Raw genomic sequence first — 16,864 nt, 5'->3', positions numbered from 1 at the left:
CATCCCCGAACCCCGCGGAACTTCCTCCCCTTCAACGTGATCGGCGGCTTGATGGAGAACAGCCGTGCCATTCGAACGACCTCCTCGCGTCGGGGCCGAGCGACGGTCTCGCTTGCCTTCCTGAGCGTTCCCGAGCGGGCCGAATTCATACCGCTCCCGTTTCACGAAGTCAGGGCCACTCCACGCCCTCCCACGGGTCGTAGTCGACCTCCAGGGCTTCCTGGGGCGGGCGCTCGTCCTCCGGGACGTGGCGCAGGTTGAGGCGAATGCGGGTCCAGGTGGTGCTCCGCCCCCGCATCGAGTCCACCAGGAGGTCCGCCGGCTCGAGGCGTGCCCACACGTCCGGGTGTCGGGCCTTCCAGCGCTCCAGGCCCTCCCTCGCTTCGGCCTCCGTGGCGGCCCGCGCGATCTCGATCAGCGGCATGGACGTGCGACGGCGGCCGGTCGGTCCGACGGCCTTGCCCGGAGCGGGCGGCGGCACGATGCCCTGACGGGGCCGCGGGCCGGCGGCGGTCCGGCGCCTCGACGGCTGAACCCGGGGCGGCTCCCCCGGCTGCTTCGCGTACTGCGGCGGCCACGGCGCGTCCCCGAACCCCGCCGCCTCGTGCTCGGCGGCGAGCTCCAGGAGCGGCTCCAGCGACCCCGCGGCCAGGTCCATCCCCTCGGCCGGGTCGCCGATGCGGGCGTACCGCTCCGGCATGGAATCGATGGTGAACGCGGACGGGTCACAGGCCGGGACCTCGTCCCAGGCCAGCGGGGTCGAGACGCGTGCGTCCGGCGTGGGACGGACCGAGTACGCCGAGGCGACCGTGCGGTCCTTGGCGTTCTGGTTGTAGTCGAGGAACACCCCGTGGCGTTCCTCCTTCCACCACTTGCTGGTGGCGAGGTCGGGCGCGCGCCGCTCCACCTCGCGGGCCAGGGTCAGCGCGGCCCGGCGGACCTCGGCGAAGGTCCACCGCGGCTCGATGCGGCAGTACACGTGGAAGCCGCGCGATCCGCTCGTCTTCGGCCATCCGGTGAGCCCGAGGTCCTCCATGACCTCCCGGGTGGCCAGGGCGACGTCGCGGATCTGCGGCCACTCGATGCCCGGGACGGGGTCGAGGTCGACCCGCAGCTCGTCGGGATGCTCGAGGTCGTCCGCTCGCACCGGGTGCGGGTTGAGGTCGATGCAGCCCAGGTTGGCCACCCAGGCCAGCTGGGCCTCGTCGCGCACCACGACCTCGTGGGCCGTCCGACCGGAGGGGAAGGCCAGCTCGACCGTCTCCACCCATTCCGGGCGGGACTGCGGTGCCCTCTTCTGGAAGAAGAACTCGCCGTCCGCCCCGTTCGGGTACCGCTTCAGTGCCATGGGCCGCCCGGCCACACCTCGGAGCGCGCCGTCCGCGACGGCAAGGTAGTAACGGACCAGGTCCAGCTTGGTGTGGCCGGTCTTTGGAAAGAAGACCTTGTCCGGGTTGGTGATGGTCACCTCCCGGCCGGCCAGCTCCAGGACCTCCGTTCGCCCCGGCATGGCGACACCTTACGGCCGGCATCGCTGACATACAGTGAGGCCGTGGCCGCAGCATCTCCGTTGACGTCGACGTTCGGGCGGCTCGACTTCCTGTACATGCCGAGCCGGGACGTCGCCGCCGACCGGACCTACTTCGTGTCGGTCCTGGGCGGCCGGGAGGTGTTCGCCATCGAGGGCATGGGGACGAGGGTGGCGGCCGTGGAGATCGGGACGAGCGCTCCGCTGCTCCTGTTCGCCGACCACGTCGACGGGGAGGCCCCGATCCTGGTGTACCGGGTGAACGACCTGGACGCGGCGCTCACCGCCCTGGAGGAACGAGGGTGGGAGCGCGAGGCCGTGTTCGAGATCCCCCACGGCCCGTGCTGCTCGTTTCGAACCCCCGGGGGGTACCGGGTCGCGCTGTACCAGTTGATCCGGCCCGAGGCCGCAGCCCACTTCGAGGGCCGCCGGGACTTCTGACGGCGAGCGGCGCCTACGGCCTCCGAGCCGATCCAGAGGAGTCCCATGGGCTTCTCCAATCCGCGGGCGATGAGGCGCCGTCACGTTCATACGCGTATCGGCGGAAGGCAACCCATCGGCACGCGAGCGGAATGGATCGGTGCCCGGGGTGGGATTCGAACCCACACGCCCCTTTCGGGACAGGTGTTTTTAGGACACCGTCGTCTTCCGGTTCCGACACCCGGGCCAGCCGATCGATTGTAGGCGTCGAAGGCCCGCCTCAAGCCATCGTCGGGTCGCTCCGATCGAGAAAGGGAAGGCGATGGTTGACCGCGCCCGGGTCGGCTGCCTAGCATGGCCCATCCTGTGCCCGTCCGGGCGACCCCGACAGAGAGATCCCAACATGAGCATCGAACTCGACATCGATCCGCTCCTCATCCTCTCGGAGCGCATCCGCACCAAGGAGGCCAGGGTCGCCGTGGTCGGGCTCGGCTACGTCGGGCTGCCCCTGTTGGTGGCGGTGTCCAACGCCGGATTCCCGATGCTGGGCGTGGAGGCCAACCCGGAGAAGGTGGAGAAGCTACGGGAGGGGCGTTCGTACCTGGTCGACGTGACGGACTCGGACCTGGCGAGCGTTCAGGAGCGCGAGTACGCCTCGGACCCCGCCGTCATCCAGCAAGCCGAGGTCATCATCATCTGCGTCCCCACGCCGCTCACCGACCACACCCCCGACCTGTCGCTGGTCCGCAAGGCCGCCCACGACGTGGGCCTGAACCTTCGGCCCGGCCGCCTGGTCATCCTGGAGTCCACGACCTATCCGGGGACGACCGAGGAGCTGCTCCGGCCCATCCTCGAGGAGACCTCGGGCCTGTCCGCGGGGCGGGACTTCGCCCTGGCGTATTCCCCCGAGCGCATCGACCCTGGCCAGAGCGTGCACCGCCTCGACAACACGCCGAAGATCGTGGCCGGGCTCACCGACCGGTGCCGGGACCTTGCCACCAGCTTCTACTCCCACTTCGTGCGGGAGGTCGTCACGACGTCCTCGCCCCGGGAAGCGGAGATGGCCAAGCTCGTGGAGAACACCTTCCGCCAGGTGAACATCGCCCTGGTGAACGAGCTGGCCATCATGGCCCGGGAGATGGACGTGAACATCTGGGAGGCGCTCCAGGCGGCTTCGACCAAACCGTTCGGCTACATGCCGTTCTGGCCCGGTCCCGGGGTCGGCGGGCACTGCATCTCGATCGACCCCTCGTACCTGTCGTGGCGCGCCGGGCAGCGGCTCGGGTATCGGATCAGCTTCATCGAGCACGCCAACGAGGTGAACAACCGCATGCCGAGCTACGTGGTGGCCCGCGTCGGCGAGGCCCTGAACGACGCCGGGAAGGCGGTTCGGGGATCGAAGGTGCTCGCCGTGGGTGTCACGTACAAGCCCGGGGTGGACGACCTCCGGGAGTCCCCTTCGCTCGCGGTCATGGAACGACTGGCCTCGAAGGGCGCCGACCTCTCGTACCACGATCCCTTCGTCCCGGAGCTCCAGCTGGGGGACCGGGTGCTCGAGTCCCGGCCGCTCACCGAGCAGGAAGTGGGGCGCCAGGACTGCGTGGTCCTTCTGACCTCGCATCCGGGCACGGACGTGCGCATGCTGGTCCGCACCGCGGTGCTGCTGTTCGACTCGCGGGGCGCGACGGTGGGCATGGACGCGCCCAACGTCGTCCGGCTGTAGCGCGACCCCGAGACTTCAAACCTTCAGGACGTCAGCCCTTCAGGACGTCATTGACGAGGACGGGGAGGGCTTCGGCTTCTTCGACTTGGTCGGGCTCGCGGCCGGCGACGGCGTCGGCGAGGCCGTGCCGCCCTCCACGGTGATGGTCACCTTCTCCACGTACACGGTCTGCGTCGGCGCCCCGTCGGCGTTGGGGTCGCCGGGCTTAGCCCCCTGCACCGGGATGGCCTGGATCTTCTGGGCCACGTCCAGGCCCTTCACCACCTGTCCGAAGATGGGGTAGTTGGGCGCGCTGTCCAGGTGCCCACCCTGGGGCCCGGTGATGATGAAGAACTGGCTGCCGCCCGTGTTCGGCCCGGCGTTCGCCATGGCCACGACGCCGGTCGTGTACTTCGCCCCCTGCGGCAGCTCGTCCGGGATCGAGTAGCCGGGCCCACCCTTCCCGGTTCCGGTGGGATCGCCGCCCTGGATCACGTCGATCGAGTCGGCCAGCCGATGGAAGTAGGTCCCGTCGAAGTACCCCCGCTTCGCCAGGAACACGAAGTTGTTGGCGGTGATGGGGGCCTGCTTGGTCAGCAGCTTGATGGTGATATCGCCGCACGAGGTCTGGAGGGTGGCCAGGTACGTCTTGCTCGGGTCGATCTGGATGGGCGGCGGTCCGGAGAACTGCGGCTTTCCCTTCGACGCTGCCGCGGGCACCTTCGCCCCGCAGGCCACCGCGCTCACCGCCGGCGGAGACGGGGTGACCGTGCTGACGACCTTCGGCACGGCCGTTGGGCTGTAGCTGGGCGAAGGGGTGGGGTTCGTCGATGGGGAACCCGACGCCACGGGAGTCGGGGTGGGCGTGGCCTTCCCGCCGGTGAACGCCACGAAGGCGAAGATCCCGCCTCCGGCCGCCACCGCGAAGGCCACGGCACCGGCGGTGATGCGCTGGCGGCGCCTCCGTCTGCGCTCGGCGGCGCGCCTGGCGGCGAGCTTGGCGAGGTGGCGATCGCGGGTCTTGCGGTTGGACACGGCGGAACAGGTTACCGGAACTACCCCTGAAGGGAGGGGTCCCCGGAACCGCCCAACATGTCCATGACCAGCCCATCCAGGATGTCTCGCTCGGACACCAGGGCCCGGTCGAACCCCCACCGGTGGAGCGACCGGACCAGGATGATGGCGCCCGCCACGATGACGTCCTCCCGGCCCGGCGCCATCACCGGGAGCGCCGCCCGCTCCGCAGAGGTCATCCGGGTAAGCCGATGGAGCACCCGTTCGGCGGCCTCCAGCGTCAGCGTGGAGCGGTGGATGGCCTCGGGGTCGTAGCGAGGAAGGTCGAGGGCCACGGCCTGGACCGTCGTCGCGGTGCCGGCGACCGCAACGAAGGTGTGCGCCGCGGAGGCCGGGACCGCCCGGTCGACCTCTTCCAGCACCACGTCGACGGCCCGGGCCAGTGCGGCCAGCTCCTCCGGTGTCGGTGGGTCGTGGCGGACCAGACGCTCGGTCAGCCGGACGCTTCCCATCTGGGTGGAGGTGGCGGCCTCCGGTCGACCGGCGGCCGAGCCCACCACGAACTCCGTGCTCCCCCCGCCGATGTCCATGACCAGGAACGGCGGCGGCCGGTCCAGGTCGCCGGTGGCTCCCAGGAAGGACAGCGCCGCCTCCCGCTCGCCGGCGATCACCTCCAGGGCCGAGCTCGCGTTCGCCAGGACCGCAGTCTCCAGGTCGGAACGGTTCGACGCGTCCCGCACGGCGCTGGTGGCGGCGACGCGAATGCGCTCCGCGTGAAGGGCCCGCGCCCGCCGGCAGTATCGCGCCAGCACCTCGACCGTCCGCTCGAGCGCCACGGAATCGATCCGCCCCGTTCGGTCGACGCCCTGGCCGATGCGCGTGATGACCATGTCCCGGGCCAGCTCCACGAAGTCGTCGTCCGAAGGCTCCGCCACCAGCAGTCGGATGGAGTTCGTGCCCAGGTCGACCGCCGCGACGCGGCCCGCCCGCTCCCGGTGGATGGGCTCGACCCGCTCGGCCGTCCATGCCCCCACCGGATCCTCCCCACCGGCCAGGTGGTACGCGTAGTGCGCGTGCAGGCACTTCAGGCCCGCCCGCGTGCCCCCCACGCCGCCCCACGCTTCGGCGCCGTCGGCGAACCGCCCCCGCTCCTCCGCGTAGGCCCGATGCGCGTCCTCGACCGCGGTGCGGAACGCGGCGTCCGACTCGAAGCGCTCGTTCAGGCGCCCGATCCACCCCTCCGATTCCACCCGGGAGACCGCCCGCACGGCGTCCGGGCACGTCAGCCAGTAGATGGTGGGAAACGGACGGCCCTCGGCGTCGAGCGGATGGTTCCGGATGGCCAGCGGATGCCCGCCGCCGGCCGCGCACCGTGCCACCACCGTGAACGGGGTGCTGGGCTCGCGTCCGAGCTGCTGACGAACGGCGACGAGGTCCGAGGCCCGAAGCTCGCCTCCCGGCCGCGGCCGGATCACCAGATCATCGGCGCGGCGCGGCGGCTACTTCCGCTTGTGGTCGACGGAGCGCCGGAAGTCCACCTGGCGCTCCTCGCTCTGGCGCATGAACCGCTTGAGCTTCTGCTCGAACTCGGGGTCCGAGCCCCGGCGCCGCTCCACCCGCGGCTGGGGGTCCTGAAGGGCCTTGATCGAGAGGTCGATCTTGCCGTCTTCCTTGATGGCCAGGACCTTGGCCTGCACCACGTCGCTCTCCCGGAGGTGCTCCCGGACGTCCTTGACGTAGTTCCGGTCGATCTCCGAGATGTGGACCAGGCCGATCCGGCCGCCTTCCAGTTGGAGGAACGCCCCGTACGGGGTGATGCGCTGAACGGTCCCCTCCACGACCGCGCCGACCTCTAGATCTGCGATCGAGTCCCCTTTCGTAGGAAACAGCAGGACGAGCCGATCCCGCCCCGGATGGATACCCACTATCCCACCGCCATGTTTGGCCCGTCAAGCACTACGCTGCACGGGGCGACGTAGGGTTGTTTAAGACCTCAGGCCTGGTCCGAGCAACTGTTCTCGGGAAACTCGATCAGGCCAGGGGAAGATGAAGAAGCCTGTTCAGCCACGGGCTGCCGAGAGGACTCACGACATCCTTGTCCACGGCGACGTCTTGGCCATCGAGCTCAAGGCAGTCCGGGAAACTCTGAGCCAACGCATGCTGCCAAAAAGCGGCCGTTACCTGGCTACACTCATATGGGTGACCGACCGCTGGATTCCAGTTAGGCAGTTTCGGGGGACATGTCGGCGGGGCTTCCGCCGAAATACGGGTTGACCAGATCGCCAAATGTGGAAGTAGGACTGGCCTGGATGATGCTGGCAGCGGTCCGAGTCGGTAGGGTCGAAGTAGACGCATGGGCGAAACGGCTTCTCTGTAAACGGATTCGTCGTCACGGTGAAATCTCTCACCGCGCCTGCCCAGCCATCCCAATAGTTCTGAGATAGAGTTGTTCCTGGTTCGACATCTAAGAATACGAACACCAGCCCAGGGCTCTGTGCCGGCGATTGGGTGTCGCCAGTGTTGCTCCCGATCTTCGCCGTTATGTCGTGGCAGACTGTCGTTGCGTCGCTCTGCCCAGTCGACCCCGTTCCACCGAGCCGAGTCTGGTCGGGAGACTGAATGGGCAGCACGTGGTTTGTCCCGTGATGGCGAAGGTCGCTTCCCTCAGCGTTCGTGTAGGTCACTCGGCTTGAGCCCGGAGACGCGAAGTATCTTCCCCAGAAGTTAGGAGGCTCACCGTAGATATTGCCCACGAACTCGCGAAGCGACACACCGTTATGCGTCTGGGTTACCGTCGCGACTGAATCTACTCCCCAATACATGGTGGCTGTAACGTCCTCCGGGGCAGAGGGCGATTCCGAGTCAGCGGCGGCAACCATGGGTGACTCCTTTCTCTCAAGCAGCTAATAGCACCGGAATCGAGGACCGTCAAACCAGCCTGGTGAGCTGCCCAGCTGCTCCCAACTTGAATCAACCGATGGGACCAACATCTTTGTGTTCCGCTCGCCGATCTCTGCGTCGCCTTGTCACCCGGCAGACCTCGCGAGGGTAGGAGGGCGACCTCGGCGGCGGCGGCAACGAGCGGCGCGGAGGCTCTCCACGGATACCGCACCGGATACGAGGACGCCCAACGGGCGAAATGCGGGAAGGTCGGGGGAGCCGCCATGCCGAACCCTTTGGGCTGGAAGTGACAACGTGTGCTCCTCGGAGTTTTCCCCGTGCCATTAACAAAACTCGAGGGAAGCGGCCCCTTATAGGACGATGCCACCCAGCAACCTCTCCTTGCATCGGAGGATTCCCTCCCAGGCCCTCGAAGCTAGAGTAGAGGATGTGCTTGACGCGGCGGGGCGAGCACGCCTAGAAGCTGCGTACCGTGAGGCGGGAAGCAGTCTCTGGCGAGCCATTTTCGCATACTCGGGAGGTCTGGCCGACATCGCGGACGAAGCTGTTGCCGAGGCCTTCGCGCAAGCTGGACAACGCCTGGACTTGATTCGTGACATCAAAGCTTGGGTACACAGTGCGGCCTTCCACATCGCGAATGAGTTGCTGCGTCAGAGGAGAGAGGCTATCTCGCTGGATCAGATCACCGAGCCGCTTGCACCGGCTGGCAGTTCCCAAGCCGACTTCGATCTGGCCACCGAGCTCGCAGCCATAAGCCACCTTCTCAGCCCGAAGCAGCGAATGGCTTTCATCACGCGCGGCGTACTCGGATACAGGACATCCGAAACCGCGAGACTCCTGGACATGAGCGAGGTGGCGGTTCGAGTCCACTTGCATGCGGCTCGCAGGCGTCTTCGCCGAGTGCTTCATGGGAGTCACGATGACTAGCAGGCGGTGGGAGTCCTTGCGAAACATGGCGACACCCGATGTCTGGCATGAGATCGAGCTCCGCCTTGAAAGCCCTAGCACCAGTGCCACGGGCCCGCGACGGGCAGGCCTTCAAAGGAAAGTGGTGGCGGGCCTCACCACCCTGATGCTCGCTGCATTGGGGCTGGGGTTGGCCCCCAGAGCGCTTCCTCGAGGCTCGGAGGCGAGTACTGGACCGATCGCTCCTAGTAGCAGCCGGCTTGGTTCGGAGATCGCCCGTGTTCATGTCGGATCTCCCACCAACGCGATCGCCGTAGGCCTTGGAGCCGTTTGGGTGGTCAGTAGCGACAAGAACACCGTCTACAGGATCGACCCAGGGGCGAATAGGATAGTGGCTAGCATTCCCGTGGGAAGATACCCTTGGGCCTTAGCGGTCGGTGGGGAATCCGTCTGGGTGGCCAACGGCGGGGATGGTACGGTCTCCAAGATTGACCCACGTTCGAATCACGTTACCGACGACATACCTGTCGGTGGAGACCCTAGAGCGATCGCCTACGGCGAGGGAGCTGTATGGGTAGCCGACTATTCGGGAACTCTGACCAGAATCAACCCAGTAACCGACACAGTGAAGGCGGTTATCGATACTGGTGCGACGGAACTTGCAGCTCTCACCGTTGGAGAAGGGTCCGTCTGGGTAGCCAGTTGGGGCGACGGTGACCTCATTCGCCTCGATACTCAGACCAATCAGGTGATCGGCCATCCGATCGTCGTTGGCGGGCGGCCCGACGTGACGGTCAGCCAGGGCAGCGTGTGGGCTACTAGCACTGCCTACGGGACAGTTATCCAGATCGACAGCTCCACTGGTAACGTGCTCAGTCACCACTCGATAGGGGAGGGAGGGCCTGCCCCGATACAGTTCTCAGTTACAACTGGGGATGACTATATTTGGGTGACGGGAGGTCTGAGGCCTGCAATTCTGAAGCTTGACCCATCGACCGGCAAGATCGTGGAGAAGGGTCCCCTGGAGGAATCGGCCGTGGATGCGGCCGTGGGACTGGGCGCCATTTGGCTAGCCACAACAAGTGAGTCGATAACAAAGGCGCAAGAGTAGAAGCCCAGTCTTCGGACTTCAGCAGTCGCTGGGGGTGGCGGCGTGGCCCCCCTTGGGGACGACCACGAAGGCGATCTCGCCGTGCTTCACCATGCCCAGGCACTCCCGGGCCAGGCGCTCCAGCTCGGCCGGATCGTGCAGGGACTTGATCCGGTGCTCCGTGCGGGCGTTGGCCCGTTCCAGGATGAGGGCTTCCCGCTCCAGCGAGTGGATCTGGGCCCGCTGCCCCAGGTAGGTCCGGATCGGATACACCGACGCCACCAGCAGCGCCACGACCAGCACCGCGAGCGCCAGCGCCCTGGGCCGCACCCTCACGCGGGACGCCTCCGTAGTGCCGAAGGGCCGGCGTAGCGGGCGCCCTCGCCGAGCTCCTCCTCGATCCGGAGGAGCCGGTTGTACTTCGCGGTCCGCTCGCCCCGCGACGGCGCTCCGGTCTTGATCTGGCCGGCGTTCGTCGCCACCACCAGGTCGGCGATCGTGGTGTCCTCGGTCTCGCCGGAACGGTGGCTGACCACCACGCCGTAGGAGGACCGGTCGGCCAGCGCGATCACGTCGAGACTCTCGGTCAGCGTGCCGATCTGGTTCACCTTGACGAGGATGGCGGTGGCCACTCCTTCATCGATCCCCCGGCGCAGCCGCTGGGGGTTGGTCACGAAGTTGTCGTCGCCGACCAGCTGGCATCGGGAACCGAGATCCGCAGTGAGCGCCGCCCACCCCTCCCAGTCGTCCTCGGCCAGGCCGTCCTCGATCGAGACGATCGGGAAGCTGTCGAGCAGCCCACGGTAGAACGCGATCATGTCGGCCGAGGACCGGTCGCTGCCCTCCAGCCGGTATGCGCCGTCGCGGAAGATCTCCGAGGCCGCCGGGTCCATGGCCAGGGCCATCTCGGTGCCGGGTTCCAGGCCCGCCGCCTCGATGGCCGCCACCATGAGCGCGAGCGCCGCGCCCGCCGTTCCGACGTCCGGGGCGAAGCCGCCCTCGTCACCGACGCCGGTCGAGAACCCCTTCTGCTTCAGCAGCGAGGCCAGGGCGTGGAAGACCTCGGCGCCCCACCGCACCCCCTCCGACCACGACGCCGCGCCCACCGGGGCCAACATGAACTCCTGGAGCTCCAGGTCGTTCGCCGCGTGGCGGCCGCCGTTGATCACGTTCATCAGCGGAACCGGAAGGAGATGCGCGTTCGGCCCCCCGAGGTACCGGTACAGGGGAAGTCCCACGCTGACCGCCGCCGCGCGGGCCGTCGCCAGCGAGACGCCCAGGATCGCGTTCGCTCCGAGCTTGGACTTGTCCGCGGTTCCGTCGAGATCAACCAGGATGGCGTCCAGGCCTCGCTGGTCGGTCGCCTCCAGCCCGATCACGGCCGGGGCGATGGTCTCCTCCACGTTGCCGACCGCCTGGAGGACACCCTTGCCGCCGTAGCGCCTGGCGTCGCCGTCACGAAGCTCCACGGCCTCGTGCGCGCCGGTGGAAGCGCCCGAGGGAACCGCAGCGCGGCCGACCGAGCCGTCGGCAAGCGCCACGTCGACCTCGATGGTGGGATTGCCCCGGGAGTCGAGGATCTCCCGGGCATGAACGAGCTCGATCTCCGCCACGGCCCCGCGATTCTAGTGCCCGAGTCCGCCCGTCCGGGGACCTTTCGGGGCGAACGTGAGCGCCTACGCACCGGGCCGTCTCCTCGGATAATGCCGGCACCATGGAACACCGGGCGCTCCGTACGATGCTAATGGTCGCAGCCATCGTTGCGCTCGGCCTCACCGCATGCGACGGAGGCAATGCCACCACGCTTCCCGGGACGGTGTCGGCCCCCACGCCCTCCGCCTCGGGCCTGAACGAGTCGAGGCCGGTGAAGCTCGAGGCGTTTGATCCCAGCATCGCGCACCTGTTCGAGCTCCGGTGCGGCAGCATCGAGTTCATGTAGCCCGAGCCTGCCGGAACAGCTTCCGGACCTCCTCCTCGGACAGGGAATCGAGATCCAGCTCCCGCTCCCGCAGCAGCTCGGTGAACCGCTCGTAGCGCTCCGCGAACCCACGGGTGGTGCGGCGAAGCGCCGACTCCGGGTCCACCCCGAGCCGCCGCGCCACGGCAACGGTGGCGAACAGCACGTCGCCGATCTCCTCCTCCGCGTCGCGCGGGTCCGATGCCCGCTCCAGCTCGTCGACCTCCTCGCGAAGCGCCTCCAGCGCGCTCTCGCGGGACCGCCATTCGAAGCCCCAGCCGGCCGCCCGCCGCTGAACCTTGGAGGCTCGGGCCAGCGCCGGCAGCGTGGCCGGGATGCCGTCGTCCACCGCCTGCGGGCCCTCGCCCTTCTCGCCCCGTTCGTCCGCCTTGATCCGCTCCCAGTTCACCAGCACCTCGGCCGCCGACTCCACCTCCACGTCCCCGAACACGTGGGGGTGCCGGCGGACGAGCTTCGCCACGATGCCCTCCGCCACGTCGTCGACGTCGAAGGTGCCGGCCTCCGCGGCCATCTGGGCGTGGAACACCACCTGGAGCAGCAGGTCACCGAGCTCGTCGCGAAGCCGGTCCGGGTCGCCGTCGTCGATGGCCTCGAGGACCTCGTGCGACTCCTCCAGGAGGTGCCGGGCCAGCGACCGGTGGTCCTGCTCCCGGTCCCACGGACACCCTCCCGGGCCGCGGAGGCGCGCCATGACCCGAACGAGGTCGAGGAGTCGCTGCCCCTCGCGGCTCGACGGGACCGGCCCTTGGGGGACGCCGGCCGGCTCGGTCACGGCGATGCGGTGAGTGGGCCGGTCGGACCCGTGGGGCTTGGCAGCCCGGTGGCGGTGGACCGGACCGGGATCACGGTCCCGGTGGAGGGATCGAAGCGCCCGTACCGCGGGTTGACCTCGACGGTGGCGGAGCCCAGCCGTCCCTTCAGCCACTTCACGAACACGCTGGTCCCAAGCCCGGACAGGATCTGCGCCTTGGCCTGCTCGAACGGCGTGACGTTCACACTGACGAGCTCGATGACGTGCCACCCGAACTGGGTGTGCACCGGAGCGCTGATCTCCCCCGGCGACAGCTGGAGGGCCGCCTTGACGAAGTCCTGGTCGAACTGCGAAGCGGGAACGGTGCCGAGATCGCCCCCGTTCTTCGCCGACCCGGTGTCCGTCGAGAACTTCCTGGCCAGCTCCCCGAAGTTCTGCGGGGTGGCTTCCTTGGCGATCTTCTCGGCCTCCGCCTGCGTCTTGACCAGGATGTGCTTCGCGTGCAGCTGCGTGAACTGGAGCTTGGTCTGCTCGTACTGCTGGCGGAGGACGGCGTCGGAGGTGTTGTTCTTGGCCACGTCCTGGCCCACCCGCTGGATCAGCAGCAGCCGTGTGATCAGCGTCTTCAGATCCGAGGCGGTGAGCCCCTCGGCGTGCAGCAGCGAGTCGACCTTGGTCTGCCCGATGGACTGGGTGAGGTTGGAAATGGTGGTGGCGACGTCGGACGACTGCACGGAGAGGTGGTGGCTCTGTGCGTACGGCAGGACGACCTGCTCCTCGATCAGGTTCGTCAGGACGAACCGGCTGCACGCGGCGGCCGGGGTCTCGCCGCTCGCCGCCTGCCCACAGGGCTGGTTCTGGAGCGAGCCGAGGAACTTGAACAGCGGGAGGTTGGCCTGGAGCTTGGCGTCGGTGATCTTGGCGCCGTTCACCACGGCCGCGGGCCGCTGCGCGGAGCTGCACGCCGCGAGGACCACCGCCGTCAGCGCGGCGACAAGGACGATCCGAAGGGAACGGGAAGGAGGGGGCACGAGCCCACGATTGTACCGACCGGCCCGGCCCACCGACCTACGACGCCGCGCCGGTCTGCTCCAGCGCCTCCAGCAGCGTCTGCTCCGTCCACCCGGGGAGCTCGGGACCGCCCATCACCTTCGGTTCCAGGTTCAGCGTCCGCGTGGTGGCGTGCCACGTGGCGCCGGAGACACGGACGCCCAGGTCCACCCGCACCCGGTCCGGCATCTCGACGGGCCGTAGCCGCACCTGCTGGCGGAACGTCGAGACCTCGGTGATCCCCAGGCGCGTGCACGCGATCCGCAGCGACCCCACCGCGAAGAGCGTGTCCACCTCCTGGGGCAGCTGGCCGTAGCGGTCCTCGGCCTCCGACCGGACCTGGGCCAGCTCCTCGTGGTCCCGGGCCGTGGCGATCCGCCGGTACAGCTCCAGGCGGAGCGCCTCCTGTCCCACCCATCCCACGGGGATGAACGCGCGGACCGGGAGGTCGATGCGGACCTCCAGCTCCTCGGGCATCGGCTCGCCCCGCATCTCGGCCACGGCCTCCTGGAGCAGCCGGGCGTACGTGTCGAAGCCCACCGCGGCGATGTGGCCGTGCTGCTCGGCGCCGAGCAGGTTCCCGGCGCCCCGGATCTCGAGGTCCCGCATCGCGATGTGGAAGCCCGACCCCAGATCGGTGAACTGACCGATGGTGGTGAGGCGCTCGTGCGCCTCCTCCGTCAGCGCCGACTGCGGCGGGAAGAACAGGTACGCGAAAGCGCGCTCGCGGGAGCGGCCCACCCGACCCCGGATCTGATAGAGCTGCGCGAGCCCCAAGCGGTCGGCTCGGCCCACCACCAGCGTGTTCGCCGACGGGACGTCGAGGCCCGACTCGATGATGGTGGTGCACACCAGCACGTCCGCGTCGCCCTCCCAGAACCGGAGCATCTGCTTCTCCAGGTCTTCCTCGTCCATCTGGCCGTGCGCCACGACGATGCGGGCCTCGGGCAGGTTCTCGGCCAGGCCCGTCGCCGTTCGCTGGATCGTCTGGACCCGGTTGTGGACCCAGAACACCTGCCCGCCGCGCAGCAGCTCCCGGCGGACCGCGCCGAGGGCGAGCCCCTCGTCGTACGGCCCCACGTAGGTCAGGACCGGCTGGCGGTCCTCGGGCGGCGTGTCCAGGACGCTCATCTCGCGCACCCCGGTCAGCGCCATCTCCAGGGTCCTCGGGATGGGCGTGGCCGTCATGGTCAGCACGTCGACGTGGGCCCGGAGCTGCTTGATGCGTTCCTTGTGGGCCACGCCGAACCGCTGCTCCTCGTCCACCACCAGCAGCCCCAGGTCGTGGAACTTGATGTCGCGGGACAGCAGGCGGTGCGTCCCGATCACGATGTCGACCTTGCCGGCGGCCAGGTCGTCGATGACGCGGCGCTGCTCGGGCGGCGACAGGAACCGCGACAGCATGGCCACCTTCACCGGGAACGGCGTGTAGCGCTCGGTGAAGGTGACGTAGTGCTGCTCCGCCAGCAGCGTGGTAGGGACCAGCACCGCAACCTGCTTGCCGTCCATGACGGCCTTGAACGCGGCCCGGATGGCGATCTCGGTCTTGCCGTAGCCGACGTCGCCGCACACCAGCCGGTCCATGGGCTTGGGCTGCTCCATGTCCCGCTTCACCTCGTCGATGGCGGTCAGCTGGTCGCGGGTCTCCTCGTACGGGAACGCGTCCTCCAGCTCGCGCTGCCACGGAGTGTCCGGCCCGAAGGGATGGCCGGGCACGGCCATCCGCACCGAGTACAGGCGAACCAGCTCGCCCGCCATGTCCCGGACCGCCCGCCGGACCCTGGCCTTGGTCCGGGCCCAGTCGCCGGTGCCGAGGCGGTGCAGCCGCGGCTGGTCGCCGCCCGCGTACCGGGCCACCACGCCCACCTGGTCCGCAGGGACGTACAGCTTGTCCCCCGCCCCGTACTCGAGCAGGAGGTAGTCCCGCTCCGAGCCGCCGGCGGTCCGGTGCACGATGCCCGCGTAGCGTCCGATGCCGTGGACGTGGTGGACGGCGTAGTCGCCGGGCTCCAGCTCCACCGCCACCGCGTCCGCCCGCCGCCGCGCGATGCGAGGCGCGGTCCGGGTGTGCCGGCGCGAGCCGAACAGGTCCTCCTCCGTGGCCACGGCCAGCCGCCCCGGCCCGAACACGAAGCCGCCGGCCAGCGAAGCCGTGGCCGCGGCGTGGGGCCATTCGCCGAGCGTCGTCCGGACGCCCCGTTCCTGGATCACCTCGCGGGCCCGCTGCAGGCTGCCGGACGCTTCGGCCGTCAGCAGGACCCGGTACCCGAGGGTGGCCAGCTCGGCCAGGCGGTCCCCGAGTTCCGGCGCGTTCCCTACCGCGGTCCCCCATCCGGCCAGGCCCAGGTCGACGCCTTCGGAAAGCTCGGAGAGGTGCAGTGCCGGCCGGCCGGCCACCGCGTCCTCGAGCGCACGAAGGGCGGGCGTCCCCGGCCATCCGCTCGCCTCGGCCAGCGCCTCGGCCTCGGCCTGGATCCGGGCGGCCCGGTCCACGGTCCGCCGGGCCTGGGCCACGATCACCCACCCGCCCGGGGGCAGGAGCTCGGCGGGCGTCGGCAGCCGGTCGAACAGCAGGCCGGCCATGGTTTCCATCCCCTCGAACGCGAGCCCGTCGGCGATGCGGGTCAGGCCGTCGCGGAACCGTCCCTGGTGCCGGGGGGCAGCCCGCTCGGCGCGTTCCCGGACATCCTCCGTGAGCAGCAGCTCCCGGACGGGGTCGACCTCCACCACCGCGACCCGGTCCGTGGACAGCTGCGTGGCCGGAGAGAACTCCCGGAGCGACTCGATCTCGTCGCCCAGGAACTCGGCCCGCACCGGACGCCGGCCGGAGCCCGGGAAGAAGTCGAGGGTGCCGCCGCGGACCGCGAACTCGCCCCGGTGCTCCACGAGGTCCGTCCGCGTGTAACCCAGGTCCACCAGGCGCTGCGCGAGGTCGTCGGGCGCGACGACCGTTCCCCTGGCCACGTGGAGCGGCTCCGCCTCCCCCAGGGTCGGGGAGAGGCCCTGGATGGCCGCCAGCACGGGCGTGACCAGGACGAAGGGGCCCTCGGCCCCGCGGGCCCGCCGGGCGGCGCGAGCCCGGCGGGCGGCGATCTCCGGCGCCGGGCTGATGCCCTCGTAGGGGAGGGATTCCCAGGCCGGAAGCAGCGCCACGGAAGCGGGACCCAGGAACGCCTCCACGCCGCGGGCCAGGGTCTCCGCCTCGTGGGGGCCGCCGGCGACGGCCAGGACCGGCGAGTCGAGGGCGCGCGCCACCGCGGCCACGACGTAGTCGTGTCCGGCCTCGGCCCGGGCCAGCAGCGGCCGGGCAGGGCTCGCCAGGAGCCGGTCGAACGGCTCCGACGCGATCAGCTGATCGAGCGCTTCCTCGAGCACTTCCTCCCTCGCACAGCACGAAGAGGCCTGGCTCGACCGAGCAGGCCTCTGACCAGCAACTTCGTGTTGTCGCGGGGCTCGGCGTCTAGCTTCGCCGGCCCCCGCCACGATTGTATCGGTCCTGTGTGACGGCCAGGCCGTCGCGGATC

The 16,864-nt window shown here is 69.3% G+C and carries 14 protein-coding genes, 1 tRNA gene and 1 pseudogene; 5 read left to right on the top strand and 11 right to left on the bottom strand.

Going from position 1 to position 16,864, the window contains the following annotated elements; all coding sequences use genetic code 11:
- Window positions 1–169 precede the first annotated feature (169 nt).
- The gene (gene ligD, locus M3Q23_14710; GenBank protein MDP9343310.1) at window positions 170–1,510 is read right to left on the bottom strand and encodes a non-homologous end-joining DNA ligase; all 1,341 of its coding nucleotides are present in this window, start codon (window positions 1,508–1,510) and stop codon (window positions 170–172) included.
- Between the two features lie 42 nt (window positions 1,511–1,552).
- On the opposite strand from ligD, the gene M3Q23_14705 reads away from it, so the two are divergent.
- On the top strand, window positions 1,553–1,969 hold the full coding sequence (locus M3Q23_14705) for a VOC family protein (protein ID MDP9343309.1): 417 nt from the start codon (window positions 1,553–1,555) through the stop codon (window positions 1,967–1,969).
- Window positions 1,970–2,109: 140 nt separating this feature from the next.
- Here M3Q23_14705 and M3Q23_14700 read toward each other — a convergent pair.
- Window positions 2,110–2,195, bottom strand: a tRNA-Leu gene (locus M3Q23_14700).
- 156 nt (window positions 2,196–2,351) lie between these two features.
- Here M3Q23_14700 and M3Q23_14695 point away from each other — a divergent pair.
- Window positions 2,352–3,671, top strand: coding sequence for a nucleotide sugar dehydrogenase (locus tag M3Q23_14695; protein MDP9343308.1), 1,320 nt, complete (start codon window positions 2,352–2,354; stop codon window positions 3,669–3,671).
- 39 nt (window positions 3,672–3,710) lie between these two features.
- Here the strand turns inward: M3Q23_14695 and M3Q23_14690 are convergent, their stop codons facing one another.
- The 4 genes from M3Q23_14690 to M3Q23_14675 form a co-directional block, all read right to left on the bottom strand.
- A complete protein-coding gene (locus M3Q23_14690; GenBank protein MDP9343307.1) occupies window positions 3,711–4,685 on the bottom strand; it encodes a peptidylprolyl isomerase in 975 nt (324 codons plus the stop codon).
- 20 nt (window positions 4,686–4,705) lie between these two features.
- Window positions 4,706–6,139 (bottom strand): DUF501 domain-containing protein, encoded by a 1,434-nt coding sequence (locus M3Q23_14685; protein MDP9343306.1) that lies wholly within the window; start codon window positions 6,137–6,139, stop codon window positions 4,706–4,708.
- 24 nt (window positions 6,140–6,163) lie between these two features.
- Window positions 6,164–6,502, bottom strand: coding sequence for a S1 RNA-binding domain-containing protein (locus M3Q23_14680; protein MDP9343305.1), 339 nt, complete (start codon window positions 6,500–6,502; stop codon window positions 6,164–6,166).
- Between the two features lie 1,519 nt (window positions 6,503–8,021).
- Window positions 8,022–8,519 carry a hypothetical protein gene (locus M3Q23_14675; GenBank protein ID MDP9343304.1) on the bottom strand — a complete coding sequence of 166 codons (498 nt, stop codon included), beginning with the start codon at window positions 8,517–8,519 and terminating at the stop codon, window positions 8,022–8,024.
- 286 nt (window positions 8,520–8,805) lie between these two features.
- Here M3Q23_14675 and M3Q23_14670 point away from each other — a divergent pair, with 286 nt between their 5' ends.
- The gene (locus tag M3Q23_14670) at window positions 8,806–9,582 is read left to right on the top strand and encodes a YncE family protein (GenBank protein ID MDP9343303.1); all 777 of its coding nucleotides are present in this window, start codon (window positions 8,806–8,808) and stop codon (window positions 9,580–9,582) included.
- 18 nt (window positions 9,583–9,600) lie between these two features.
- Here the strand turns inward: M3Q23_14670 and M3Q23_14665 are convergent, their stop codons facing one another.
- A complete protein-coding gene (locus tag M3Q23_14665) occupies window positions 9,601–9,897 on the bottom strand; it encodes a septum formation initiator family protein (protein MDP9343302.1) in 297 nt (98 codons plus the stop codon).
- Complete coding sequence (gene eno / locus M3Q23_14660) at window positions 9,894–11,174, bottom strand: phosphopyruvate hydratase (GenBank protein MDP9343301.1); 1,281 nt, start codon at window positions 11,172–11,174, stop codon at window positions 9,894–9,896. Before eno ends, M3Q23_14665 begins: the two co-directional genes overlap by 4 nt.
- Window positions 11,175–11,305: 131 nt before the next feature.
- Between eno and M3Q23_14655 the strand changes: the two genes are divergently transcribed.
- Window positions 11,306–11,500, top strand: coding sequence for a hypothetical protein (locus M3Q23_14655; GenBank protein MDP9343300.1), 195 nt, complete (start codon window positions 11,306–11,308; stop codon window positions 11,498–11,500).
- On the opposite strand, the gene mazG is transcribed toward M3Q23_14655, so the two are convergent.
- From mazG to mfd, 3 genes are read right to left on the bottom strand one after another with little or no spacing between them, the layout of a single operon-like run.
- Entirely contained in the window at window positions 11,493–12,311 is an 819-nt protein-coding gene (gene mazG, locus M3Q23_14650; GenBank protein MDP9343299.1) for a nucleoside triphosphate pyrophosphohydrolase, read from the bottom strand. The genes M3Q23_14655 and mazG overlap by 8 nt on opposite strands.
- A complete protein-coding gene (locus M3Q23_14645) occupies window positions 12,308–13,321 on the bottom strand; it encodes a peptidylprolyl isomerase (GenBank protein ID MDP9343298.1) in 1,014 nt (337 codons plus the stop codon). Before M3Q23_14645 ends, mazG begins: the two co-directional genes overlap by 4 nt.
- A 37-nt stretch (window positions 13,322–13,358) precedes the next feature.
- Window positions 13,359–16,256 carry a transcription-repair coupling factor gene (mfd, locus tag M3Q23_14640; GenBank protein ID MDP9343297.1) on the bottom strand — a complete coding sequence of 966 codons (2,898 nt, stop codon included), beginning with the start codon at window positions 16,254–16,256 and terminating at the stop codon, window positions 13,359–13,361.
- Here mfd and M3Q23_14635 point away from each other — a divergent pair.
- Window positions 16,214–16,366, top strand: a pseudogene (locus M3Q23_14635) (general secretion pathway protein GspE). The gene mfd and the pseudogene M3Q23_14635 sit on opposite strands and share 43 nt — an antisense overlap.
- Window positions 16,367–16,864: the final 498 nt, after the last annotated feature.

The organism is Actinomycetota bacterium (assembly GCA_030774015.1).
Lineage (GTDB): Bacteria > Actinomycetota > UBA4738 > UBA4738 > JACQTL01 > JALYLZ01.
The sequence above is the reverse complement of the archived record's forward strand: the minus strand, read 5'-3'. Positions and strand labels throughout refer to the sequence as shown.